This is a genomic window from Borrelia nietonii YOR, from assembly GCF_023035795.1.
GTDB classification, from domain to species: Bacteria; Spirochaetota; Spirochaetia; order Borreliales; family Borreliaceae; genus Borrelia; species Borrelia hermsii.
In genome coordinates, this window is the sequence record NZ_CP073156.1 from 12,489 (window position 1) to 37,012 (window position 24,524).

A 24,524-nucleotide genomic window follows, 5' to 3' on the forward strand; every position below is an offset into this window, starting at 1 on the left:
GCTTCTGATGTTATTTAGGGAGTGTTTGATTGTATATAAAATTATTTATATGAGTAAAGATTGAATATAAATAATTGTAAGTGTTGATATTAAGAGTATATTCTTATTGTAATCAAATAATTAACTATTTTAAAAGTAAGCTTACTTTGAATAAGTAAACCAAAAGCATAAAAACCCGTATAATAATGAGTTATGTTATATGTCAATACCAAAAAGTCATTGTGGGTTTTTATTTTTTTATGATATAGGGAAGACACGTAAAGAAATGAGAAAAAGAATAAGTGCAATAATAATGACTTTATTTATGGTATTAGTAAGCTGTAATAATGGAGGGCCAGAGCTTAAAAGTGACGAAGTAGCCAAGTCTGACGGAACAGTACTTGATTTGGCAAAAATAAGTAAAAAGATAAAAGATGCTAGTGATTTTGCAACAAGTGTTAAAGAAGTTCATACTTTAGTTAAGTCAATAGATGAGCTGGCTAAAGCTATTGGAAAAAAAGTTGGTGCTGCTGGTCTTGGTGAGATAGCCGATCATAATGGATCGTTAATTGCAGGAGCATATAGTGTGATAGAAGCTGTGGATACTAAATTAGGAATATTAGCAGGAAAAGTTGGGCTTTTTAGTGATTTGAAGACAAAGGTTAACGATGCTAAGGCTAAAAGTACGGCATTCTTGACTAAATTGAAAGGTTCTACTGCTGAATTTGATAAAGAAGGCGCTAGTGATGCTGATTCAAAGAAGGCTCTTCTTAAAGATAATGGTAATAAAACTAAAGGAGCTGAAGAGCTTGGTAAATTAAATACAGCAATTGATGAATTATTAAAGGCTGCTAACGCAGTAGTAGACGCTGCAATTACTGAGCTTACAACTCCCGATAAGTCTTAACTAAGGGATAAGTAATTTAAGTAGTTATTACAAGATAGGTTATTAAGTAAAAGGTAAACTACACTCCTGCATTAAAAACAAGAAAAGCGTTTCCTTTACAATAACTTCCTTTATACTTACCTTAACTAGTTAGTAGTAGTAGCTTTAGGGGCGCTCTGATCAGGACTTATAGGAGTATCATTAGCATTAATTTTCATAGCTTCTTTAACTGTTTTAAGGCCCACATCAATTGTTTTTCTTATTGCAATAGTTAATGTATCTAATGCTTTAGTTACTGCACTTATTGCTGCTCCTTTAATTGCAGTAACAGCATCATCAGCAGCAGCACTAGGGCCAGCAAATTTACCACCCTTAGCCATAACTCTTAAAGCTATACCTCCTGCTATAGCTCCATCTTTAGGGGCAGCGCCAGCATTTTGAGCAGTAGCTAATTTAGCAGCATCACCATTATCTTTAATCATAGCTTGTAATATGTCAGCACCTGTTACTGCTCCAACAGCTTTTGCTGCATCAGCTGCAACTTTTTTTGCATTATTAGCATCACCAGCAGCACCTGCACCAGCAGTAAATAATTTACCCGCTTCACCATCGCCAGCAGCAGCAGTTCTTGCAGTATTGCCATCTTCAGCCTTTTTATCATCACCAGCATCAGCATTTCCTTTGTCTTTAAGAACCACTTCTACAATTGCCTTTATTCCTTTTACTAGCTTATCAACTTCAGTCCCAGCAGCACCAGCAGCATTAGTAGCAGCAACATTACCAAGTAAGTCATCACCTGTAATACCAATAGCATCACTCGCTGTCTTTGCTCCTTCTATTATCTTATCAAGAGTATTATCAATTAGTGTTTTTACCGCAGTCTCAGTTGCAGAAGCATTAGGATTTCCTTCTCTCTTCATGTCAGCAACAATTTTATTAAGCTTGTCCTTAGTGCCTTGTATAGTATCTTGTACTGTCTTAAAATAAGCTCCAACATCAGACTTTTTTGCCTCTGTACTAAAACCTAATACCTTGGAAACTATATCTCCAAATGATGTAAACACATTTAAAAAATCATTACCTAAGTCTATTACTGACTTTAAAAATTTACTCTGAGGATCTTCCGCAACCCCACCGCTATTACAGCTTACTAATACCATAAATAAAGTCATTATTATTGCACTTATTCTTTTTCACTATTATATTTAACTTCTTATTTTTAATTTAACAAAAAAGAAAGCAACCTAGACACATCTCTAAGCTTGCCTTCTACTTTCATTCCTCAATAATCTAATCTAAATATCTCATATTCTTACTGACCTGGTTATTTTAACTTTTTTGTATTATCTACTTCTTGCTTTACTTTATCAAATACTTTTTTCATTATCTCCCTAATTATATCTTCTATTGCTCCTAACAGTTTATTTGTTGCTCTTGCTACCTCTACTTCTTTGTTATCATTATCAGAATGCAAAGCTAGTTTACCACCATCTTTAACTAAAGAGCATAGTGCTATCCCTCCACTCACAGCATCTGCTAATGCTGAAGTTTGTGCTAATTGAGATGCAGTAGACCCCCCTCTTTCAAACTTTAATGTACTTGTGGTGTTATATACATTGCTTGATATTGTTCCAGCTGCATCTGTCCTTGAAGATTCAACAATTGCTGCTAATATTTCTTTTTCGATCACTGCTGATACTATTGCTGCTGCTTCCAGTCTTGCTATTCCCTCCTGCATTAGAGCCTGCTGTTAAGACCTTGGCACCATTTTCTGAATTAGTTCCTATTGATTATTTTACTGTATTTTTTGGCTCTTCAGCCCTTTCCGTAGTAGCTGTAGTTACTATTCCTTTCAATGCATCATATGTTTGCTTCTAATTTAGCCTTATTTGTGCTACTTCATTTTGGCTGGGGCTTGTAACATCAACTAAACTTGTTAGAATCATCTATATCCTTTAACGACTCTACATGTCCCTTCAATGTTGTCAATGTACTCTTAGGATTTTCAAGCTCTTGATTTGATTTTCAAGCTGGTGCTGATTTTTGTTCATCTCCTGATGAGTTAATCTGATTTTCAATTTCTTGTAGTAATAGCTTGTTTTCTTTTTTTGCTAATTCTGTAAAATATCCCTATACTTTATCCCTAGTTGTATCTGTAGCTACATTAAAGCCCAACGCATCTGTTGCCAACTCTATAAACTAAGAATATTCCCTCAGTACTCCTGCCTATTTCACTTAAACCTCTCCTTGCTCCTCCTGATGTCGCACTCTTCCCTTTTGTTTGTTGTTCACATTCTATCATTAGAAACACTATCATTATTATGTACCCACATAATTTTAAAGTATTTAATTATTTGATTACAATAAAAACATGCTCTTAATATCATACTTACAATTATTTATATTCAATCTTTACTCATGTAAATAATTTGATATACAATCAAACACTCCCTAAATAACATCAGAAGCTAAGAGCATTACGCTCCTAGCTTCATATTCCTTTTTGACTTTATTTCTCCCTGCTCTTACAGCTTACTTAATAAGAGAAACTACACTCCTGCATTAAAAACAAGAAAAGCTTTTCCCTTACAATGACTTTATATTTTTAGTTTGACGATTTATTTAGTAGTTGGTTGAGCATCCCCAGATTCAGTAGCTTCACCAGTAGACTCAGAGTATTTTATTCCCTTTACTGCTTCTCTTATCTTATCTAGATTGCTACTTACTGTTTTCCTAATTATAAAATCAAGTACTCCTAATACCTTATTTACTGCGCTTACTGCTGCTGCTTTAACTGCTCCTTCTTCATTAGCAGCATTACTAAATTTACCACCTTTAGTCATTGCCTTAAGAGCAACAGCAGCAGATAAATCGGCATTTGTTTTAGCTCCAGTACTATTAGCATCAGCTATTTTAGTAGCTAGAGCTCCTACTTCATTATTATCACCAACAGCAAGATTAATACCAGTCTTAGCATTTTTAATTTTATTAATCATTGCCCATGGATCTGCTTTAGTCACCTCAGCAACTAATTTAGGACCAGAACCTGCAGCAGCCTGAGCATTTCCACCAAGTGCAGCAGGGGCATCAGTATTAGCAGCAGCTGTTACCTGATTACCAGCATTCCCCAATTCAATCTTTACACCAGATTTATCCGCTGCATCAATAATTTCCTTTACATTATCAATTACAGCTTTTACACTATTTTCATCAGCAGCTACTGCAGCGCCAGCATTATTAGCATCGCCAATATTAGTATCACCAGCTTCTTTAGCAGTATCAGCAAGTTTAGTTAGAGCACCAATTAATTTATCAAAAACATCACCCGCTCCTTTAATTGCACTCTTAACAACCTCAATGCTACTTCTATTAGCATTCTTTGCTTCAGATATTTCACCTGATAGCTCTTTTAACTTATCCTTAGCATCACCTAAACCTTTTTTTATTCTTTCAAAGTGTTCTCCTACTTTACTTCTCTTATCACCAGATTTAACAGCATTAAATCCTAATGCATCACCTATTGCATTTCCAAAAATTCCAAATATATCTTGAAATCCTTGTCCTATCTTCACTAATGAATCAAAGAAAGAATTTTTACTTTCTGCTGCTAGTTTCTCAGCCTCAAGTTGATTACTACAGCTTACTAATACCATAAATAAAGTCATTATTATTGCACTTATTCTTTTTCTCATTTTTTTACGTGCCTCCTTTTAACTTATGCATTAGATTCAGCATCAAAACCATCGCAAGCAAATAATTTCCCTGTTTTACAGAGAACAAGAGAAGAGTTTCCCTTAAATGACTTTATATATTTCTTATTAATTTTGATTATTTACTTTTAACTTAAGAAGTGCTCTGCTCAGGACTTATAGGAGTATCATTAGGATTAATTTTCATAGCATCTTTAACTGTTTTAAGCCCTGCATTAATAGTGTTTCTTATTGCAATAGTCAATGTATCTAGTGCTTTAGTTGCTGCACTTGTTGCTGCTCCTTTAATTTCAATAAGCAACATCAGTAAATTAGTATTGTAAGTAAGAATATATAGGGTCTTAAAAGAAAGATTAGATATTAATGACTCCATTGTAAATCTTAATAACAATTTAGATTAATATCTAGTTACATAAATTTACTAGTGGATCTATATCCCTTAAAGAGTTGGAATTAAGAGATAATTTACTTTTTTTAAAAACAGAATATGATTACATAATAATTGATGCGCATCCTAGTTTGGGACTTACATTGGTAATGCATTACTGTCCGGTGATTATGTAATGGTTCCAATGACAGCTGAAAAGTGGTCAATTGAAAGTTTGGATTTGTTGGAATTTTATATGAAAAAGTTAAGGATAAAACTTTCGATTTCCATTCTTATGACAAGATTTAAGAAAAATAATACTCATAAACAATTATTAAAACATGTCCAGTCAAAAAAGGGATTTCTAGGGTTTACCCACGAAATAGGAGACTTAAATAAAAAAATCGCCAAAAATGAAAACTTTGATTTTAGCAAGGATTATATTAAGGAATACGAAGATGTGTTATTAAAATTTTTAAAACAAATAAGAATACATTAAGTATGATTATCGGGAATCCGGACGATTGTGTTAACGGAGGAGTTTATATGAAAATTGAACTAAAGAAAAGGGTTCTAGTAAATGAAAAAGATCCTGATGAGCAAAAATTATTGTCTACTAATGAAGAAAAACCCTTGTATTATAATGCTTTGAAAGATTAAAAGCCAATTTTAGAAAAGAAATTTTTCATAAAATAGATAGCATTAGAATTTTAAAGGAAATAAAAGATAATGAATATTATAAGTTAGAGGGATATAAAACTTTTGATACTTTTATAAAAAGTTATAGACTTGCAAAAAATCAAGTCTATGTTTATTTAAAAATAGCAAATACTATGGAAGAAGGATTGGTTGAAGAACAATATATAATTGAGAATGGTATCCATGATTCTCTTCACTATATACAAACTAAGGAAAATATAAAAATAAAAAACTTGGGACAAAATTTAATAAAGCCATTAAGGTTTCGACTTAAAACCAAGTAAGTTATGCTTTTTATAAGAAAAATGTAAAACTTACTGAGTTTATATTAGACAAACTGTTTTTGCATAAAAAAATTTACTAAAGGAATTTATGAATGAATTTAGAAATTTCGAAAAGTAGAAAAGCTTAAGATAGGAAATAGGATGTTAAATCTTTTTTCATTAATAGGAATACCAATGATTATAACCATTATTATATGTCTATAATAAGCAAATTCTTTATAAACAGAAAGGGTTATTGATAAGTGTTAAAAATCATTTAATTAAAAAAAATGTAAATTATTATTTTAAATAATAATTTACATTTTTGAAAAAGATAAGTACGCTTTTTGTCTTTTCCTTTGCTTGCAAAATGTTCTTGATGTATTTGCATAATAGCATCAAATTCAGACTCACTAATAACTACTTCTCTTTTTTGCTACATTAACACGAAGAGAATAGAATACTTCACCATCACAGCTTGTCTCTTTAAAGACATCAGATAGTCTTACATTTTGTATCTCAACACCTCTGCAACCAGTAATACTTAAGATATATACAAACCATCCAGAGATTGGATTGATTTGTATAAGTTTTTTTATACATTTTTTTACTAGTCTGGTTGTTTTGTCATTTAGATAAAATCTTAAAGGAATGTTTTTTGCTTGTTTTGAAGCTTTATTTTTGCTCTTAAGTGTGCTTTTAAGTTGTGACAATTCTTCATTGAGGCGTTCATTTTGCTTTATTAGTTCATTAATAAAGTTAAGATTACTCTTAGTTAAGGGTTTCTTTTCATACATTTTATTGTTAACTAAAGATTTTAAAAATATTTAAAATTAGTTATAAGAATGTTAGCAAATACTAGTATGCAAAGTCAAATTTAGAAGTGTTTCATTGCATATAAAATATCCCCTCTAAGGTACTTTATGTAAGGGGAAAAGGTGTTTTTAGAGGTTGTAGCACAAGATATATAGAATACTTTGTGTTATATTTAACAAATACTTAAAAATATTCCCTGCATATACTCTATTCCTTATTTTAGTAGCTCTTCATTTTGCAATGGTACGTATTGCTCTTTAAAATTTAATTGCCTTCTCTTTGTTAACCAATTGTTTACTTTTTATCTTCTTTTACCATTTTTGTAACCAGTTTAATTTATTTATATTTACTACTTTTTCTAACAATCTCTATTCGTTTATTTTACTTATTTGTTTTTTTTGATTTAAATAATATGTAGCAGTTTTTCTTATGTTGTGTGAGCCTCTTATAAGTCTTAATTGTTTTTGTAAAGTTGATTGTTTTGTTATAAAGTTTATATTGGTTTTGTTAATTTAGACTAGGTTTAAAGAGATATGAGAAGAGTAAAGAAGTCATTTGATGATTATGTTGTGTATTTTAAAGAAGGCAGGCTTAATGACGCACAAATAGCAAAAGAGATGGGAGTAAGTCGTGTTAATGTAGGAAAGATGAGACGCAAGTGGGAAGAGGTTAAGGATGACCATGAATACGTTAAAGAAACTGCTAAGCTTACTATTCGTGAGGATACTTTAACTAATATTTTACTTCATGCTTCACAAAGTACAGCCCAAGCGCGTGATCTTAAAAGTCAGTTCAGTATGGCCAGGAGCATGTTGGGAATTGAATTTATAAATTCATTTAGTCGTTATTTGGAGTTGGAACTTAAAGCCCATAATCACGAGATAGAAGTATTAGAATCTAAGATTATAAGTTTTGATAATAAAATTAGGGATAATAATCTTTCGCATTCAGAAGAAGAGAGTAAGAAGCTTGAAGATTTAAAACTTAAACTGGATGAACTTAAAAGGGAAAGAGAACTTAAGAGGATGTCACTTTATTATAAGACAATGCTTAAACTTAAAGTTACTGATGTTGATGTGAGATCTAAATTTTAAATTTAAAGGTTAGGAAATGGATATATATAAACTACCTCTTTTTAAGGAAATGCAAAAAGAATACAAGCGTGAATTTGGTATTGATATAGCAGATTTAATTAAACTGAAAGCAACTGTAATTGATTTTAGAGGGTTTGAAAAGACATATTTAACTAAGAAACAATGTGAGGTTTTAAAATTAATTGAGAATAATAATCAAAGTAAAATTATCCTTTCAGGTGGCATTGCTAGTGGTAAAACATTCTTGGCTTGCTATCTATATCTAAAGATGCTCATTAAGAATAGACATTTTTATAAGCAGGATACCAATAATTTTATATTAGGTAATTCTCAAAAATCATTAGAGATTAATGTTTTAGGGCAGTTTGAAAAGATTGCTAGTATGCTTAAAGTGTCCTTTACGCCAAAGTTTTCTAATACATCATATTTTGAAATAGACTCCTTAAGAGTCAATCTATATGGGGGAGATAAGGCAAGTGATTTTGAAAGGTTTAGAGGTTCTAATTCCGCTCTTATTTACGTTAATGAAGCAACTACACTGCATAAGGAAACGCTAATAGAATGTTTAAAGAGACTTAGAGTAGGTATGGAAACTATTATATTTGATACAAATCCAGACAGTCCAGAACATTTTTTTAAAACTGATTACATTGATAACAAGAAAACTTATGCTACATATAACTTTACAACATATGATAATGAACTAATTTCAAAAGAATTTATTAAAAGCCAAGAAGAGATTTATAAAGACATGCCAACATATAAAGCAAGGGTACTCTTAGGAGAATGGGTTGCCTCATACGATTCGATATTTACCAATATTAATCTTACAAGTAATCATGAATTTAAGGCACCAATAGCATATTTAGATCCTGCATACAGTATTGGAGGTGATAATACTGCTCTTTGTGTTTTAGAAAGAGTAGATCAAAAGTATTATGCATTTATATTTCAAGAAAAGTTACCAGTCAGTGACCCTAGGGTATTAAATACAATTAAAACTATTTTAACAAACCTTAATGTACATACACTATATGTTGAAGATAGGGATGATACTTCTGGGCATGGGAATGTGACTAAAACTTTTCTTAAACTTAGAGCAGGTATGAATCATGAGTTTAGAATTGCGCCAATTAAACCTATAAGTAATAAATTTACTAGAATTGCTACGTTAATAGGACCATTTGCAAGTTCTAACTTAAGTATTCTAGACTATTCAAGCAAGTCAGCAATTGCTGATATTTATAAGTACAAAGGAGATGGAAAGAGTGCTGATGATTCATTAGATAGCCTCTCAGCAGCATATTTATTCTTAACTTCAGGTACGCGTTCTCTTAAAGCACATTTTACTAAAAGAAGGTTCCTATAACACTTAAAATATTATATAATAATTAAATAAGGAGATTTTTATGGGACTTGCACAACCAGTAATTACACAACAAATGGTTATAGCAGAACTTACTAAAGCTGGGATAAATAAAGAGATTGCTATTGATCTGTCTTACAGATATTATCGCAATGAGCTTACTTACAAAGATATTGAGTTTTTAAAAGAAAACTTTGATATAAAACTTGAAAAGGTAGAGTCAAGCTTGCAAGCTGAGATTAAAGCAGTCAAAACTGAGCTAGATAACAAGATTGACACTAAATTCAATGAACTTGATAATAAGATTGATACTAAATTCAATGAACTTGATAACAAAATAGACACTAGGTTCAATGAACTGGATAACAAAATTGATACTAAATTTACTGAACTTGATAACAAGATTGATACTAATACAATAGAACTTAAAAGCACATTAAGATTACATAATTGGATGTTTGGAACCCTTATCACCCTTAATATAGGAATATTTTTAGCATTAATATCGTTATTAGTAAAGTAAGCTTAAGTTAAGTAACTCCTTCTTTAATTGACTTTATGTTAATTATTTTTTATCAAAATCGTTTAAATTTTTGTTAAATACAATTAAACTTTGATAATTGTTTCATCAAGCTCAATATTTGAAAGGTTAAAGCACCTATGCTCTTATCTTTTGTTTTTATCTAGTCCTCTGAGTTAATAAGGAAGCACGTAATAATGAAAAGAATTACTTTAAGTGCGTTATTGATGACTTTATTTTTACTTCTTAGTTGTGGGAGTGGACAACAGGCTGCAAACTCAGGTAATCCTGGAACAGCGGGAGTAGAGCAACAAGGGGTGGGGAGTTTAAGTGCAGTGCTAATGGAGGTAGGTAGAAGTGCTGAGAATGCCTTTTATTCATTTTTAGAGTTACTCTCAGATACATTAGGCTTTACTGCTAAATCAACTACAAAGAAGAGTGATGTAGGAGATTATTTTAACAGCTTAGGTGAGAAGCTTGGAAAAGCATCAGATGAATTAGAAGAGGTAGCAAAAAACTCAAAGGTAGAAGGAGAGGGAGCTAAAGATGGAGCAATAGCTGTGGCAATTAGAAGTGCAGTTGATTCTGCTAAAACTACTTTAAGCACATTAAAAACCCATTTAGACTCTTTAGGTCAAGTAGGTGATGCTAACAAGGTAGGAGATGCAAATACTGTTCAAGGTGTAGGAACAACACCAGATGAGCCTAAGTTAAAAGCAGCATATGATGCATTTAAAGGGATAGTAGAGGAATCAGTTAATGCAGGTGTTGTAAAGCTAGAAACAGGAAATACAACATTAAAAGCAAATGAAGGCGCAGATAATAAGGATGGTGCTAAGATATTATCTACAAATACTAATCCAGATGCAGGAGATGTAGCTAAAGCTGCAGCAATACTAGCAACAGTAAGTGGCAAGGAAATACTAGCATCATTAGCAGCAGCAAACAATTTACCTGCTTCACCATTACCAGCAGCGGTTCTTGCGGTAGAACCATCTTCGGCTTTTTTATCATTTCCGGCATCAGCATTTCCTTTGTCTTTAAGAACCACTTCTACAATTGCCTTTATTCCTTTTACTAGTTTATCAACTTCAGTCCCAGCAACACCAGCAGCATTCTGAGCAGCAACATTACCAATTGGATCATTAGCATCTCCAATAACCTCACTAACGATCTTAGCGCCTTCTATTATCTTATCAAGTGTTTCAGTAATTAGTTTGTTTACAGCAGTCTCAGTTGCAGAAGCATTAGGATTTCCTTCTCTCTTCATGTCAGCAACAATTTTATTAAGCTTGTCCTTAGTGCCTTGTATAGTATCTTGTACTGTCTTAAAATAAGCTCCAACATCAGATTTTTTGTCTCTGTACTAAAACCTAATACTTGGAAACTATATCCCCAAATGATGTGAACACATTTAAAAAATCATTTCCTAAACTTACTACAAACTTTAAAAAGTTATTCTTTGCAAACCACCCATCTATTGTTGAACCAACCAAGTTATCACCATCCTTAACGCGTTTGAAATAATTATACTTGTCTATCCCATTAGCATATTTATTTTTATGAAAAACAGCAACTTCATCACCATACATACGTACAAATTCATCAAAACTTAAATTTTCTAATACCTTTCCTTTTCTCATGCTTAACTTTTCTTCAAATGGAATTTCTATATCCACAGCTCCCAAAACCTTTTAAAACATTAGCGTTGCAACACTATCAACACCAATAAACATGCTTTCAATTTCACTTGCCCCAATTCTAGACAGCTCTTGACGTTGAATACTAAATTTAACCTTAATTGTTAAACTTGAAACATGCGGTTTTGCCAACTTTCGGAAGCTTACGTCCTATTCTGCTTATTTTGCTTGTACCCTTCTGTTTATCCTTAATCCGCCCTTGGCCTTGAAACGCAAATGACTCAAAATCTTCTAACATTTTTTGATAATACAAACCAAATTGTTGCATGCCAACCCCTACTTTATTCCCATTTGTTTTTGTTATATTATTTTTTGTTAATTTTATACAAAAATCTTTTTACTAAAAGAACTGTTTACTTTTTAATATTTATTGAGTTATCATGGATAATATAAATTCATAGTACAGGAGAAAACATATGAAAAGCACAAAAAAACCTACCAACAAATACCAACATAAATTAATCGTTTTGATATCAACACTAAATTATATGAACCTAAATCTTGAACAATATACCCAAAGTGACATACTTTATTATTTCAATAATAATATGAAAAGAAATGGTCAAAAGCCTGTTAAACTTAAAACACTACAAAGCTATCTTTATAAATTAAAAAAAGAATTTAAAATAACAATTAATTATCACAGGCATTTGGGGGTTAACATGGGAACTGAAATTTATTATGAACTTAAATATCCCAAGAAAGAATGTTACAGCATAATCAATAAACTCTTTAGAGATAAAAAAGCAAACAGACACAAAAATCGCGTTAATGAATATCTTAAAAAAACTTGTAATCAAAATAGCAATGTAGAAAAATGGGAGTGTTCTTATAATATATATAATAATAAAGAGAAAGAAAAGAATTCAAAATCTATAGAAAGACTACAAATAAAGAAATACGCCAAGAAATGCAATTTCAAATCAAATAACTTCTACTTTATTCTCGATCTAAAAATAAGCAAAGAAGACAAGATTAAACTACTAAGAATATCCAAAACATCTGAAAACAGTACATACAAAAAAATCAATAGTATTAAGCCAAATAAAAGCAAGCTTAAAAGTAAACAGAAAGAATTAAGTAGAATACTAAGTGAAATAAAAACTAACTTAGAAAACGAAGGCTATGACGATAAACAGTTAGAAACCCAAATACAAAGCGTATACGAGCAATATCAAAACAAACCGCACTTTATCATAGAAAATGATAAATACAGTGATTTAAAGAAGATAATAGGAAAGATTAAAAATACAGTTGAGCATGTTAAAACAATTATAAAAGAAGATGCAAAAGGCACTAGGAACAACGTATTTAGCATACTTCTTGATCAGTTAAGAGATAAAGTGGACACATCGGTTTTAGTATCAATATTAAAAAATTATTTGAGTAAACAGGATAAATTAGAGTATAGCAAGGTATTTAGTAATCATTATTACCATGAGCTTTTAGAATTAGTAGGGGATGGTGGGAATTATTTAAAATTAGGAGAATCTGAGAAAATTACCAGTTAAGGATTAGTTATGGAGAGTGTATTAGAACGCCGTAAAAGAAAGGAATTAGAAATTAAGGAAAAAAGAGACAAGCCCATCTTCACCAAGATAGAAAGTTATAATAACAGGACGTTATATCACACAAAAATCATGATGGATTTCCTTGCATTTGGGGTTGATAAAAGACAAAAGTATAAGTTTTTTATCGCGTTGAGGGGCTTGTTTAATCAATCAAAAATAGAACTTTTTAGTTTATTTGCTTTAAGGGATGATGATAAGTTTTTGGGTATTTATTATGGCTACAGAAAACCAATAAGAAACATCATAACAAGATATGAGGAGAATGGGGTAATGAAAGTAGTCACGTTTTCAAAAGTTTACTACATAGAATTTAGATTTCAAAAGGGAAGTGTCTTTTGCTATATTAAAGGAATTTCTTACTTGCTTAGGAAAGAAAAAATTGATACGAAATATTACAAATCTTTAATTGAAAAACTTGTGAACTTAGAGGAGCAAGTATATGAATTTTACAATAAAAAATTACCAGATGGGGGTCTTATAACGAAATGGATAAAAAAAAGACAAAAATAATAACAATTGCAAGTATTAAGGGTGGTGTTGGCAAAAGTACAACTTGTTTGATATTTGCAACTTTATTAGCCCAAAAACATAAAGTGCTTTTAATAGATATGGATACTCAAGCTTCAGTTACTAGTTATTTTTTTATGACAATAGAAAAGCGGAATATAGATTTGAAAACCATTAATATATACGAAGTTTTAAGGAACAATGTAGGCATTCATGATTCAATTATAAATATTGGAAGCAATCTAGATTTAATTCCTAGCTACTTAAGTTTGCATAAGTTTAATAAAGAGGCAATAACATTCAAGGAGATTAAACTGCAAAAACAATTGCAAAATTTAGAATTAGATTATGATTATATAATAATAGATACAAATCCTAGCTTAGATTATACTTTAACCAACGCTCTTGTAGTTAGCAACTATATAATAGTACCTATGACTGCAGAAAAATGGGCAGTTGAGAGCTTGGAGCTTTTGAGTTTTTCTATCGATGACCTAGCGATAGAAATTCCTGTTTTTATAATTATAACAAGATTTAAAAAAAATAATACCCATAAAGAACTGTTTAATTTGCTTAAAGAAGATAAGAATTTTTTGGGATTAGTATCGGAACGAGAAGATTTAAACAAAAAAATAGCAAAAAATGATATATTCAATTTGGGTAAAGATTATATATTAGAGTATGAAAGTATATTAAATAATTTTTTAAAAAGGATTTCAATGTCCAGTTAACTGGACATTATTTCTTATCGTAGCAAGAAAGGCGGCATAAATGGATATTATAATAAATAAAAGAAATTTAGAAACATTGGATGAGATTAAGGGTTATTACAATAAGCTAAAACAAAAGTTAAAATCTAATTTTCAACAAGAAATTTATTATAAAATGGAAGCCATTAAAATTTTAAAAGAAATAAAAGATAATGAGTATTATAAGTTAGATGGATATAGAATATTTGAAGATTTTATTAAAGATTATAAGTTGGCAAGAAGTCAGGCTTATGATTATTTAAAGATAGCAACGGCTTTGGAAAATGGTATTTTGGACGAGAGCTATGTAGTAGAAAATGGAATTACGCAAGCGATTGCATTTTTAAGAACTACATCAAATAAGTTAAAAAAGTCCAAACGCAATCTAATAAAACCATTACGTTTTCAACTTAAGAGTCAAGAGAGTTATGATTTTTATAAGAAAAATGCAAGATTTACAGGCTTCATATTAGATATTCTCTTTTCAAGTAAAAAGGATTGGCTGAGACAACTTCAAAATGAATTTGAAATTTTTAAAACAAAAAATAAATAAAGAGCGTTTATGAATAATTTAGTGTATAGAACATATAGAGCAGAAGATTTAAGGATGGATTTCTTAAATGAGGGGGTTTACTGAAGAAGTAGCAGGTTTTATTTTACTTCATAATGATAATTATCATTATGAAGTCTTACAGAGAAAAAATGAATTTATTAGAATAACAAATGATTTAATGTAGGGAAGAATTTGCAAAAGGACATATCTAATTTAGAATGCAATTTACTTAAAAAATACAAAATAATAATACAGTCTTAAGAGAAGAAATGAAAAAAGATAATGCGATCTTAAAAGAAGAGTTGAAAAATAGTACTGCAGTGTTACTAGAAAAGCTTAAGGTAGGAAATAGAATGTTAAACTTTATTTCATTAATAGGAATGCTCATTATTACTTTTATTTTTGTATATAATAGCGAACTATTCTGGGAAAGGGTAATGATATTAAAAAATAAGAATAGTTGATTTTACTTTAGATTTATTGTATGCTAATTATTGTCAGTAGTGCTATTTGTTTTAGTGCTACCTGTACTATGATCATTTCAAGTAGCCTTTAGAGCTTAATTAAGAATTCTATTAAGGATGTTTAATTAAGCTCTAAATTTTTATATTCAGGTTTAATAAATTCAATATTTTGGTAGATTTTATGTTTTTCCAGGTACAGATGGAGAATCACTTAATACAAAACCTTACAATAAATGATAAAAAGAGAATCTATTAAATTAAAGTTTAACAAAAAAATATATTTTCATCTGTTGAGACACACCTGCCTTACAGAAATATATGGGGAAACCCAAAATATTAGAATTAGTTCAAGGAATTGCAGGCCATGCAGATATTTCAACTACAATGCTCTATATCCAAGTTGTTCCTATCAGAACAAATGAAATTATGATAAGATGAAAATACAAAGGAATTAGACAAACAAAAAGATATTGTGTTATTTATATTAATAAATAATTTACAAAAAAATGAGAAGTATTTTTATGGAGAATGATATAGAATTTAATATCTTGAAAATAAATTCATTTTTTTAATGAATTATATAAAAAAATAAGCTTAACGGAGGTAGCGATTATGCGTGGAAAAACACTTAACTGAGACTTAAAATCGAGTGTATCAAGTTGTTTATAAGCATTTGGTATGCTAGATTTTAAATATTTAAAGGTTATAAAAATGACTTATATAAAAAATCCAACTTCGTTTTTTAATAAATCCACTTCGGGGAATCTTATTAATTTAGGTCAATTTCAAATTGAAGTAGATGATAGTCTGTTTGAGCATTTGCTTGATATCGTAATATTTGCACAGAATGAAAAAACATATGAAGAATTAATATCATTTGCTACTGAAAATAATATTAATAGTAAAACTATTAAGTTGTCCTTAGATAAGAAAATATTAATTCCTTTTTATACACATACACATCCTCAAAATGGTATTTATCTAAAAAATAAATATTTCCTAGATCTTTTATTAACACATCCAGAAAATTTTAATTTAGAAAAAGAGCATGTTATTATCATTGGATGTGGTGGTATTGGAAATTTTATGACTTATTCTCTTGCTACTTTGGGATTAGGATCTATGACTTTTATAGATGAAGATAAAATAGAAGAATCTAACTTAAATAGACAATTTTTATTTGATTATGATTTTATAGGAGGTAATAAAGTAGATATAATTGAAAAAAAATAAAATCACTAAATAAAATTATTAAGACTCAAACATATAAACAAAAAGTTTCAACAAAGGTACTAGAAAGTATTTTGTGTAATTCAAAAATTAAACCATCTTTAATAGTATTATCAGCGGATGATGATTATTGTCTTCCTTTAGTTAATAAATTTTGTATTGAATATTCTGTTCCATTTATAAATATTGGCTATCTTAATGATTTTTCAGTTATTGGTCCATTTTATATTCCTGATATTTCGTCTTGTTCCTATTGTACTGATATTGGAGTTATAAAAATGCCATCATCTTCTATGATAGAAGACAAAATAATACTTGCAAATAAGGATTATCAAGCCCCTTCTTTTTTTACTAATAATGCAATTGCCTCAAGTATGGCTATTATTGATATAATGTTTTATTTTGGAGGTGAATATGAAAGGATTAATTCTTTAAATAAGCGAATTGGTATTAGCAATCATGATTTTTCATATCATTTTATTAATATTAAAAAAAATAAATTTTGTAATTGTAATAAAAATTTATGATAGAGTGTAAGCATCAAAGATATTATTTTTATTCATTATTTTTATCGGAATTTGCAAGGACATTGCCACATGCTGTTTTAACTATTATTTTAATAAATAAAGGTTTGCAATTGAGAGATATTGCTATAGTGCAAATGTTTTATATGTTAGCAATTATTTTTTTGAACTTCCTTCAGGTGTAATATCAGATATTTTTGATAGAAAAATTGTTTATTTATCATCGATTTTTTTATCAATGATTGCTTATTTTATTATTTTTCAAACATCATCATTTATAATTCTTTGTATTGCTTGGTTTATATATGGTATGTCATCTGCAGTTAATACTGGTACAATTGATGTTAGTTTTACTCGTGTATATCAAAGTAATTCGAAAAAGTTAAAAGCATTTATATCATCTATGAAAATAATTTTAGGTATTGGTGCTATTTCAGGTGGATATGCAGGAAGTGTATTATTTTTATATGTTGATGAAAAAATTTATCTTATTTCATTATTTCTGTATCTAGCCTCATCTTTAATTACAATTTTTTTTATATCAAGTGATAAAAATACGGATCATAAGAAGGAATGTTTAAAATTATATATTAATCAATTTAAAAGTAATATAATTACGTTATTAAAATCTAAAATGTTAATAGAGTTATTTATTTTAATTAGTTCTATTCAGTTTTTTTTCAACCTTTTTATTTGTACTGGCAAGCAATTTTTATTGATAAAAATGTTCCTATTAGTATATTTGGAATTATATATATATTATTTCGTTTATCAAATATTATAGGAGCATGGGTATTTAAAAAAATTAGACATTCAAGCTATGATTCTTATGTTATTTTAGGTATCATATTTTTATTATCAATTTTAATAAAAATAGTTTCACATATTTACGTATTTATTACTATAATGACATTTCTCGTAATTTTAGTTTCTCTTTATTCTAATAATTTAGAATATTTTTTACGAAAAAATATAGATTCAAAAATCTTAGGGACTATAGCTTCTATTAATAGTACAATATCTCGTTTATTTTCATTTTTAGTATTGACAGCATGTTCAATTTTAGCTAGCTTTATAAGCATAATAAATACATTTATTTTATTAATACTTATTTTTTGTATTTTATCTATCCTTGTGATATATAAATTTACGGATAATAAAAGAGAAGACATAAAGTAAATTTGAATTTGTGTTTAATACTTTAAAAGTAAATAATGAATTACTTTCATCAAGTAGTTATATGATTTTGATATTTTGGCACAAAATTATAGTTTCTTATTGCTTCCCTCTACAGGGTTTAATCCCCCTTCCTTTTTACCATAACTTAATTTTTCTCTCTTCTTCTAACATTTTTGTAATCAGTTTAATTGATTTCTTTATCTAATTCTTTTGTGAGAATTTCTATTTATTTGCTTTGTTATTGTTTTTGATTGCTTCACTTTCTCTTAAATCTTTATTTTTTAAATACGCTTTTTTAATTTTTTCCAAAACAGCATCTGAATTTTGTGTTATGGGTCTTATTTATCCACCTGTCCCACAAGTGCTTGATGCTTGTTCTTTAAATTTATCTAAATCATTACTATTACCTTCAAATGAACCTTTTACTATTTGTTTAAAAGTTTCCTTTTGCTGGCTAGCATTGTCACCTGTACATTTTGCAAGCTCACTCTGTATATGATCTAGTGCAAACTTTATCTTAGATTCATCAAAACTTAAAAATTTTTTAAAATCATTATCATCACCCAAAGCCCCTTTTAAGAAGTTTAATCCTTGTTTTTGGTTATCACTTAACTTGTCTCTTAATGCTTCCTCAGGTGTTTTTTGTACTTCTTGTGCTTGTTCCCTTAAGTCGTCTCTTTTAGATCTGCTTTTAATTCCTTTGTCCTTATTGGTATCTTGACCGCAACTACTAATTAGTAGTAATAAAACCAAAACAAAATTAATTTTACTCATATAAATCCCCTTATTTTTAATATTTGTGATTTAAACAATATATAGCAGTTCTTTTGGTGATGTGTGGATTTTTGTAAGTATGTATTGTTTTTGTAAAAATTATTACTTTTTTTGCATTTTAGTAGGTTGAAAAAGCTTTTTTGGCTATTTAGCTTTTTGATTTATAGAGAAGAGTAATAAGGGAGCACGTAAAAAAATGAGAAAAAGAATAAGTGCAATAATAATGACTTTATTTATGGTATTAGTAAGCTGTAATAGCGGTGGGGTTGCAGAGGATCCTAAACATGTATATTTAACATCTATAGCTAATTTAGGCAAAGGGATTCTTAGATGTTTTTGTGACTTTTAAAGATATGGTTATTGGAGCTTTTGGTATTAAGGCTGATACTAAGAAAAGTGATATAGGTAAGTATTTTACTGATATTGAGAGCACTATGACAACAGTTAAAGAGAAGTTGCAAGATGAAGTTGCAAAGAACGGTAATTACGTAAAAGTTAAAACAGTTGTTGATACGTTTATCACTGACACATTAGATAAGATTGCAAAAGGTGCAAAAGAAGCAGCCAAAGGTGCTACAGGAGAAGATAAGATTGGTGGTGCTCCTACTGCTGGTCAGGATGCGGCACCTGCAGAAGCAGCAAGTGTTAACGCTCTTGTTAAAGGAATTAAAGAAATAGTTGGAGTAGTTTTAAAAAAGGATGAGGGAAATGCAGACGCTACTAAGACAGCAGAAGCTGAGAAGAAATCAATTGGCAAGTTGTTTGGTACTAACGCTGCTGATGGAGCAGAAGCACATGCAGCAGCAGCAAGTGCATCAATAGGGGTAGTAAGTGGTGCTGACATCTTGCAAGCTATTGCTAAGTCTGATGAAGCTGGTGTTGGTGAAATTGAGATTAAGAAAGCAAAGAATGCGGCAGAGATTGCTGTTGCTAAAAAAGAAGCTGCTAAGGAACTTGAAGTAGCTGAAGTACAAAAGGATGCAGTTATTGCAGCTGGTATAGCATTAAGGGCAATGGCAAAGGATGGTAAATTCGCTGCTAAGAATAATGAAGAGAAATCTGCCCATGCAGTAAATGGAGCAGCAGCAAGTGCAGTAGGTAAGACATTAAGTACTCTAATAATAGCAATAAGGAATACAGTTGATAGTGGATTAAAAACAATAAATGAAGCATTAGCTACAGTTAAACAAGAAGATAAGTCAGCAGAAGCAACTAATCCTGCAGAAGCAACAACTAATGGGCAGTAAATAAATAACTAGTTAGGGGTAAGTATAAAGGATAAAGTTATTGTAAGGGAAACTTTTCTTGTTATTGATGCAGAGGGGTAGTTTACCTTATAATAATTTTATTATTTAATATTTATTTCTTATCAGTTATTAGTAGTAGCTTTAGGAGTGCTCTGTTCAGGACTTATAGGAGTATCATTGGCATTAATTTTCATAGCTTCTTTAACTGTTTTAAGGCCCCCGTCAATTGTTTTCCTTATTGCAATAGTTAATGTATCTAGTGCCTTAGTAACTGCACTTATTGCTGCTCCTTTAACTGCAGTAGCAACATCATTACCAGCAGTACCATTAGCAAACTTACCACCTTTAGCCATTGCTCTTAAAGCTATAGCTCTCGCTATAGTTCCATCTTTTGCATCAGCAGCGACACCAGCTTGAGCAATAGCGACACTATTCTTAGCTAGCTTAGCAGCATCACCATTATTTCAGCCAACCTTCACTGAAATATGCAACATACTCATAAAATGATTTCTTTAACCTATTCATACTTCTTTGACCACAGTTTAAGTAAGCATAAACCCTATAACGAGAAGTAAACTTTACACAATCAATAACCACTTACACCCACACAAATATCTATACATTATTAAAATAACTAGTTTATACTATTGCCTAAAGATTAAAAAAAGAGAAAGAATAATATGGTTAAATTTATAAAGCTATTAATATTTTGCGGTACATTATCTTTGTATTGTTGTAAAAATAATGAAGCAGCTAAAGTACAATCACTAAGTAGCTCTAAAGAGACTAGGAACGGTTTACAAAAAAGAAATCCTAGAAACATAGAAACGGTTATCACTCTGACCGATGATGAAAAAAGAAAATTTAATTCATTAAAACATGCATTTAATAAGGTACTTTTAGCACCACAGCATCAACTTAACAAAAATCGACTGCATAAATGCTTAAATTTTTGAATTGGCTTTATGGTAAAATACCAAAACAAAAAGAATTAGCTAATGCTTTTACTATTGCTTATAACTTCTTAAATGATAAGAGAAAATTAAAAGCAAGTAATAAAGATTTTGATATTTATATAAGCGATGGTATTAACTATCAAGTCAATAAAACCGGCAGTTGTCAAGGTGATGATGGTGGCAAATGATCATAATGGAAGTAATGCCATATACATATATTCCAAATCTACTCTAGAGCACATTTTTAACGAATATAGTAATGAAACAATGCTTGAACATCTTAAAAGCGATCTTTCATACCATGGTTCAGTAAATCTGTTCCAACTTTTACAATAGAAAAATTAATCGGATATGCCTTTAAATAAAGGAATAATGATAAAGAAATCTGGTAATTTAAATAATAAAAAACACAAAGCATGTGTAAAATACTAGATGGTTATTCTTATGCCAACAAATAAATAAGAATAAAAGTAAAATTTAAGAAAGTCGATTTAAGAAAGGTAATTAAAAAGAGAGATTTAAGAGGAACACAACTAAGTCAAGCTAAACTGATTACAAAAATGTTCAAAGAAGAGAAAAAATTAATTCGTAGTTGACAGAGTAGAAGAAATTAAATTTTAAAAGTAAACAAGTATCATTACAAAGTACAAAATTACTAAAATGATAAATAGAGTAATTGTAAAGTAAAATAGTAAGGATTTGTTAAAGGATCCCCGGGGCCCCGCGCCCCCCCCCCGCGGGCCCTTGCCTTAAAAAGGCTTCTTACTATTAACAATAGATACTCTACAAGCAATATTTACATACAATAAAATGACTGCAAAATTGATTTTGCATTTAAGTATTTTGATAGCTTTTAGTTAAAGACAAAATTGCACGAAAAAAGAACACCTAACTACTGATAACCTTAATTTTAAAATTACAGAGTTAATAAAATGAAATGAAGAATTGTCACAACTTAAAAGCACACTTAAAAAGATAAGACTAAACAATCAAAAAACACTTCTGTAAGGGTTTTACTTTAAAAATAAGACAAATCATATGTTTAAGCGGTATATAAAAGAGCTTAAACTCACTAAGCCAATAGCAGAATGGGACTGTATACTTGTTATCAATTAATGGCTATAGAGACGTTGAGATACAAAATGTAAAACTTACTGACGCGTCAAAATAAATGAATAGTGATTTTATTTTATATTCCTTACGTGTTAATGTAGCAAAGAAAAGAAGTAGTATTTGCATAAGAGAAGTAGTTATTAGTGAAGATAAATCCGATGCTATAAATGATATCCCGGAACACCTTTGATCTTAACTTCACTTATCTCAAATTCATTACCTGTGCATCTATAAATATGACTTTCCCACAGCATACTTGTCTTAATACCAAAACTTTGAAGTATACCGAATGAGTTTAGAATATAACAATTATTTTTCATATATCCTAACTAAATAAATTAGTAACAATTATTGTTAATATCACCAATATTAAATTGTATCTTTCTTCAATACATTCTCACCATTCATTGTTCCATAATCAATTAAAAAGCTATTAATGCATTGTCTAAAGATAAAGTTTAAGAGGTGTTTAAAATGAAAGAAATGGAAATATCAATATATCCGATTGTAAGTCCAAAAAATAAAATTATTGAGTATCTTGAAAAAAGTGTATCTTTAGGGTTTACGAGAGTATTTGCATCGTTACTTCATATTGATGGGGATGAATTTATTACTTTCAAAGAAAGTATCGATATAGCAAGAAAATATGACATGAAACCAATTGTAGATGTTAATCCCAAAATTTTAAAAAAACTTAATATTGATTTAAGGGATCTGAAAAATTGTTATAAACTTGATTATTTCAAAAGACTTGGGATATGGGCTATTAGACTTGATCTTTCATTTACAGGAATTGAAGAATTCTTAATGACCTTTAATGATGGCAACTTAAAATTGAATTAAATATAAGTAGTATCAACAATCACATAAACACCATAATGTTTTTAAGCCAAATAAAAATAATTTACTTGGATATCATAATTTTATCTACACCGATATACAGACCTTTCAAGGGATTTCTTTAGAAAAACAACGCAAAAATTTAAGCAAACCTCAATACCTACCAGCCGCATTTGTTAGTTCAAATGTAGCAGAAGAATGTGCAAGAGAAATTGAAAAAGATGGTGTTCCTACACTAGAAAAACATAAAAATAAAGATATTGAACTCCAAACTAAAGATCTTTTTAAAGAAGATATGGACGCGGTATTAATCTCAAATTGCTTCCCAAGTGATTTAAAGCCAAAGAAAATATCTAGAGTAAATAGGTATATATTAGAATTGAAAGCTAGATTAAATCTTAATATAACTTATATAGAAAGATAAATAAGTTTAGATAATTTACATTTTAATAGAGGAGATCTGACTTCCTATAGAATTAGATCAAGCAAGGCCAGAGAATACTATAAGGATAAAAACTTAATAGTACATTCACCCGATGAGATTAAAAAAGGCGATTTATTAATAGATTTTTTAAATATTTAGGATATAGTGGAGAATTTCAATGGCACTCAAAAATACACCTAATAATAGTCTCGTTAATGTAGTGGGTAAAATACATGAAGATGAATTATACCTTCTTGATGAGATAGAAGCTTGGGAAAAATTTAAAAATTATAGAATCTAAATAAAAATTTTTATTAATGTTATGTAAGTTGTTTTCAGGGTTTGAATGCTAAGGCTAATTCGAAAAAATTATTCAATGCTTAAAAGCTTTTTAAGTCAAAAATAGGGAGTTTGTTTTAAAGATATTGTCCTATGGTTTTTTCTAAAAATGGCATTTTGTTTATACTCTACATTTATAGTACGTTCAAGTATGAGTCACAATTACCTTCATAAAAATATATTATTGATTTATTACTATCTTTTTATTTGAATATAAAACGTTAATATTAACGTAGTTTCTATTGTAATTTCTATTATAGACGTAGGTTTAAATATGCTTTTAGTGTTAAAAGTATTAATGTAAATACACTTTATCTTGATGGGGTAATTATTAGTAATTTAAAATTAAAGGTAGTAGATTAGAGACTAATTTTAAATTAAATAAGTTAAGCAAGGTAAGATTTACTATTATGGCAACTTATCTAAAATGTTCAAATAGGATTTAAAGGATTTTCCATTTGAGATTGTCAATTGAATATGTTTATTGTCCAAATTGTTTGAAGAGCTTAAGAAGGTAAATTTGCTTATAGTTTTAATTCTAGATATACAATTTGATTACCTATTTAATCGGAGCTAAAGCAACTTTTGTTGATTTAAGTACCCCTTACTTGTAAGTTTCTTTATCATAAAGCAATGATACTAATGCTTTGTAAT

At 29.5% G+C, this 24,524-nt stretch carries 29 protein-coding genes and 6 pseudogenes; 24 read left to right on the forward strand and 11 right to left on the reverse strand.

Annotated features, from left to right (window positions below; genetic code table 11):
• Positions 1-265: 265 nt before the first annotated feature.
• Positions 266-886, forward strand: coding sequence for a Vsp/OspC family lipoprotein (locus bhYOR_RS06610; RefSeq protein WP_025434373.1), 621 nt, complete (start codon positions 266-268; stop codon positions 884-886).
• A 125-nt stretch (positions 887-1,011) separates the two neighbouring features.
• Here the strand turns inward: bhYOR_RS06610 and bhYOR_RS06615 are convergent, their stop codons facing one another.
• The 5 genes and pseudogenes from bhYOR_RS06615 to bhYOR_RS06635 all read right to left on the reverse strand — a co-directional run.
• Positions 1,012-2,037: a variable large family protein gene (locus bhYOR_RS06615; protein WP_025434374.1), complete on the reverse strand. Its 1,026-nt coding sequence runs from the start codon at positions 2,035-2,037 to the stop codon at positions 1,012-1,014.
• 152 nt (positions 2,038-2,189) lie between these two features.
• Positions 2,190-2,603, reverse strand: a complete 414-nt coding sequence (locus tag bhYOR_RS06620; RefSeq protein ID WP_080684325.1) for a variable large family protein — start codon at positions 2,601-2,603, stop codon at positions 2,190-2,192.
• A gap of 426 nt (positions 2,604-3,029) precedes the next feature.
• Entirely contained in the window at positions 3,030-3,182 is a 153-nt protein-coding gene (locus bhYOR_RS06625; RefSeq protein ID WP_155265638.1) for a hypothetical protein, read from the reverse strand.
• A 301-nt stretch (positions 3,183-3,483) separates the two neighbouring features.
• Positions 3,484-4,557 (reverse strand): variable large family protein, encoded by a 1,074-nt coding sequence (locus bhYOR_RS06630; protein ID WP_247088532.1) that lies wholly within the window; start codon positions 4,555-4,557, stop codon positions 3,484-3,486.
• Between the two features lie 151 nt (positions 4,558-4,708).
• Positions 4,709-4,864, reverse strand: a pseudogene (locus bhYOR_RS06635) (variable large family protein); the annotation flags it as partial.
• A 274-nt stretch (positions 4,865-5,138) separates the two neighbouring features.
• Between bhYOR_RS06635 and bhYOR_RS08375 the strand changes: the two are divergent.
• Both bhYOR_RS08375 and bhYOR_RS08380 read left to right on the forward strand, forming a co-directional pair.
• Complete coding sequence (locus bhYOR_RS08375; protein ID WP_051473580.1) at positions 5,139-5,441, forward strand: hypothetical protein; 303 nt, start codon at positions 5,139-5,141, stop codon at positions 5,439-5,441.
• Positions 5,442-5,649: 208 nt separating this feature from the next.
• Positions 5,650-6,005 (forward strand): annotated as a pseudogene (locus bhYOR_RS08380) (chromosome replication/partitioning protein).
• A gap of 312 nt (positions 6,006-6,317) precedes the next feature.
• Here bhYOR_RS08380 and bhYOR_RS06650 read toward each other — a convergent pair.
• Positions 6,318-6,701, reverse strand: a complete 384-nt coding sequence (locus bhYOR_RS06650; RefSeq protein WP_051480177.1) for a hypothetical protein — start codon at positions 6,699-6,701, stop codon at positions 6,318-6,320.
• Between the two features lie 552 nt (positions 6,702-7,253).
• Between bhYOR_RS06650 and bhYOR_RS06655 the strand changes: the two genes are divergently transcribed.
• The 4 genes and pseudogenes from bhYOR_RS06655 to bhYOR_RS06670 form a co-directional block, all read left to right on the forward strand.
• The gene (locus tag bhYOR_RS06655; RefSeq protein ID WP_247088534.1) at positions 7,254-7,814 is read left to right on the forward strand and encodes a DUF603 domain-containing protein; all 561 of its coding nucleotides are present in this window, start codon (positions 7,254-7,256) and stop codon (positions 7,812-7,814) included.
• A gap of 16 nt (positions 7,815-7,830) precedes the next feature.
• On the forward strand, positions 7,831-9,183 hold the full coding sequence (locus bhYOR_RS06660) for a PBSX family phage terminase large subunit (protein ID WP_247088536.1): 1,353 nt from the start codon (positions 7,831-7,833) through the stop codon (positions 9,181-9,183).
• Between the two features lie 40 nt (positions 9,184-9,223).
• Complete coding sequence (gene bdr / locus bhYOR_RS06665) at positions 9,224-9,703, forward strand: Bdr family repetitive protein (RefSeq protein ID WP_025434336.1); 480 nt, start codon at positions 9,224-9,226, stop codon at positions 9,701-9,703.
• 176 nt (positions 9,704-9,879) lie between these two features.
• Positions 9,880-10,635 (forward strand): annotated as a pseudogene (locus bhYOR_RS06670) (variable large family protein); the annotation flags it as partial.
• Here bhYOR_RS06670 and bhYOR_RS06675 read toward each other — a convergent pair.
• Positions 10,575-11,196: pseudogene (locus bhYOR_RS06675) on the reverse strand (variable large family protein); the annotation flags it as partial. The pseudogenes bhYOR_RS06670 and bhYOR_RS06675 overlap by 61 nt on opposite strands.
• A gap of 198 nt (positions 11,197-11,394) precedes the next feature.
• The gene (locus bhYOR_RS06680; protein ID WP_155265627.1) at positions 11,395-11,532 is read right to left on the reverse strand and encodes a hypothetical protein; all 138 of its coding nucleotides are present in this window, start codon (positions 11,530-11,532) and stop codon (positions 11,395-11,397) included.
• A 284-nt stretch (positions 11,533-11,816) separates the two neighbouring features.
• On the opposite strand from bhYOR_RS06680, the gene bhYOR_RS06685 reads away from it, so the two are divergent.
• The 9 genes from bhYOR_RS06685 (at position 11,817) to bhYOR_RS06720 (ending at position 17,782) form a co-directional block, all read left to right on the forward strand.
• Positions 11,817-12,911 (forward strand): plasmid maintenance protein, encoded by a 1,095-nt coding sequence (locus bhYOR_RS06685; protein ID WP_025400387.1) that lies wholly within the window; start codon positions 11,817-11,819, stop codon positions 12,909-12,911.
• A gap of 9 nt (positions 12,912-12,920) precedes the next feature.
• Complete coding sequence (locus bhYOR_RS06690; RefSeq protein ID WP_247088538.1) at positions 12,921-13,481, forward strand: DUF226 domain-containing protein; 561 nt, start codon at positions 12,921-12,923, stop codon at positions 13,479-13,481.
• Complete coding sequence (locus tag bhYOR_RS06695; RefSeq protein WP_025400389.1) at positions 13,457-14,209, forward strand: ParA family protein; 753 nt, start codon at positions 13,457-13,459, stop codon at positions 14,207-14,209. The genes bhYOR_RS06690 and bhYOR_RS06695 overlap by 25 nt, the downstream gene beginning before the upstream one ends.
• 40 nt (positions 14,210-14,249) lie before the next feature.
• Positions 14,250-14,780, forward strand: coding sequence for a chromosome replication/partitioning protein (locus bhYOR_RS06700; protein WP_025400390.1), 531 nt, complete (start codon positions 14,250-14,252; stop codon positions 14,778-14,780).
• Between the two features lie 67 nt (positions 14,781-14,847).
• The gene (bdr, locus tag bhYOR_RS06705; RefSeq protein WP_241763746.1) at positions 14,848-14,964 is read left to right on the forward strand and encodes a Bdr family repetitive protein; all 117 of its coding nucleotides are present in this window, start codon (positions 14,848-14,850) and stop codon (positions 14,962-14,964) included.
• An 85-nt stretch (positions 14,965-15,049) separates the two neighbouring features.
• Positions 15,050-15,244 (forward strand): hypothetical protein, encoded by a 195-nt coding sequence (locus bhYOR_RS06710; protein ID WP_025400391.1) that lies wholly within the window; start codon positions 15,050-15,052, stop codon positions 15,242-15,244.
• A gap of 711 nt (positions 15,245-15,955) precedes the next feature.
• Positions 15,956-16,477, forward strand: a complete 522-nt coding sequence (locus bhYOR_RS08385; protein WP_281506157.1) for a ThiF family adenylyltransferase — start codon at positions 15,956-15,958, stop codon at positions 16,475-16,477.
• Positions 16,478-16,548: 71 nt separating this feature from the next.
• Entirely contained in the window at positions 16,549-17,001 is a 453-nt protein-coding gene (locus bhYOR_RS06715) for a hypothetical protein (RefSeq protein ID WP_407933132.1), read from the forward strand.
• A 205-nt stretch (positions 17,002-17,206) separates the two neighbouring features.
• Entirely contained in the window at positions 17,207-17,782 is a 576-nt protein-coding gene (locus bhYOR_RS06720) for a hypothetical protein (protein ID WP_331486844.1), read from the forward strand.
• A gap of 737 nt (positions 17,783-18,519) precedes the next feature.
• Here bhYOR_RS06720 and bhYOR_RS06725 read toward each other — a convergent pair.
• Entirely contained in the window at positions 18,520-18,951 is a 432-nt protein-coding gene (locus bhYOR_RS06725) for an Mlp family lipoprotein (protein ID WP_025434331.1), read from the reverse strand.
• 196 nt (positions 18,952-19,147) lie between these two features.
• Between bhYOR_RS06725 and bhYOR_RS06730 the strand changes: the two are divergent.
• Positions 19,148-20,198, forward strand: a pseudogene (locus tag bhYOR_RS06730) (variable large family protein).
• 122 nt (positions 20,199-20,320) lie between these two features.
• Here bhYOR_RS06730 and bhYOR_RS06735 read toward each other — a convergent pair.
• Positions 20,321-20,662, reverse strand: a pseudogene (locus tag bhYOR_RS06735) (variable large family protein); the annotation flags it as partial.
• A 216-nt stretch (positions 20,663-20,878) separates the two neighbouring features.
• Here bhYOR_RS06735 and bhYOR_RS06740 point away from each other — a divergent pair.
• The 3 genes from bhYOR_RS06740 to bhYOR_RS06750 are packed head-to-tail and all read left to right on the forward strand — an operon-like array spanning position 20,879 to position 21,490.
• Positions 20,879-21,154, forward strand: a complete 276-nt coding sequence (locus bhYOR_RS06740) for a hypothetical protein (protein ID WP_025400417.1) — start codon at positions 20,879-20,881, stop codon at positions 21,152-21,154.
• Positions 21,139-21,342: an Mlp family lipoprotein gene (locus bhYOR_RS06745; protein ID WP_025400416.1), complete on the forward strand. Its 204-nt coding sequence runs from the start codon at positions 21,139-21,141 to the stop codon at positions 21,340-21,342. Before bhYOR_RS06740 ends, bhYOR_RS06745 begins: the two co-directional genes overlap by 16 nt.
• Positions 21,332-21,490, forward strand: coding sequence for a hypothetical protein (locus bhYOR_RS06750; protein ID WP_155265626.1), 159 nt, complete (start codon positions 21,332-21,334; stop codon positions 21,488-21,490). Before bhYOR_RS06745 ends, bhYOR_RS06750 begins: the two co-directional genes overlap by 11 nt.
• Positions 21,491-22,428: 938 nt before the next feature.
• Here bhYOR_RS06750 and bhYOR_RS06755 read toward each other — a convergent pair.
• Positions 22,429-22,587 carry a DUF261 family protein gene (locus bhYOR_RS06755; protein WP_080684314.1) on the reverse strand — a complete coding sequence of 53 codons (159 nt, stop codon included), beginning with the start codon at positions 22,585-22,587 and terminating at the stop codon, positions 22,429-22,431.
• 154 nt (positions 22,588-22,741) lie between these two features.
• On the opposite strand from bhYOR_RS06755, the gene bhYOR_RS08180 reads away from it, so the two are divergent.
• The 4 genes from bhYOR_RS08180 (at position 22,742) to bhYOR_RS08190 (ending at position 23,832) form a co-directional block, all read left to right on the forward strand.
• Entirely contained in the window at positions 22,742-23,110 is a 369-nt protein-coding gene (locus bhYOR_RS08180) for a MupG family TIM beta-alpha barrel fold protein (RefSeq protein ID WP_025434330.1), read from the forward strand.
• A 94-nt stretch (positions 23,111-23,204) separates the two neighbouring features.
• Positions 23,205-23,531 carry a MupG family TIM beta-alpha barrel fold protein gene (locus tag bhYOR_RS08390; protein WP_407933134.1) on the forward strand — a complete coding sequence of 109 codons (327 nt, stop codon included), beginning with the start codon at positions 23,205-23,207 and terminating at the stop codon, positions 23,529-23,531.
• A 51-nt stretch (positions 23,532-23,582) separates the two neighbouring features.
• Entirely contained in the window at positions 23,583-23,690 is a 108-nt protein-coding gene (locus bhYOR_RS08185) for a hypothetical protein (protein ID WP_281506158.1), read from the forward strand.
• 19 nt (positions 23,691-23,709) lie between these two features.
• A complete protein-coding gene (locus bhYOR_RS08190) occupies positions 23,710-23,832 on the forward strand; it encodes a phospho-sugar glycosidase domain-containing protein (protein ID WP_276325104.1) in 123 nt (40 codons plus the stop codon).
• Positions 23,833-24,524 lie beyond the last annotated feature (692 nt).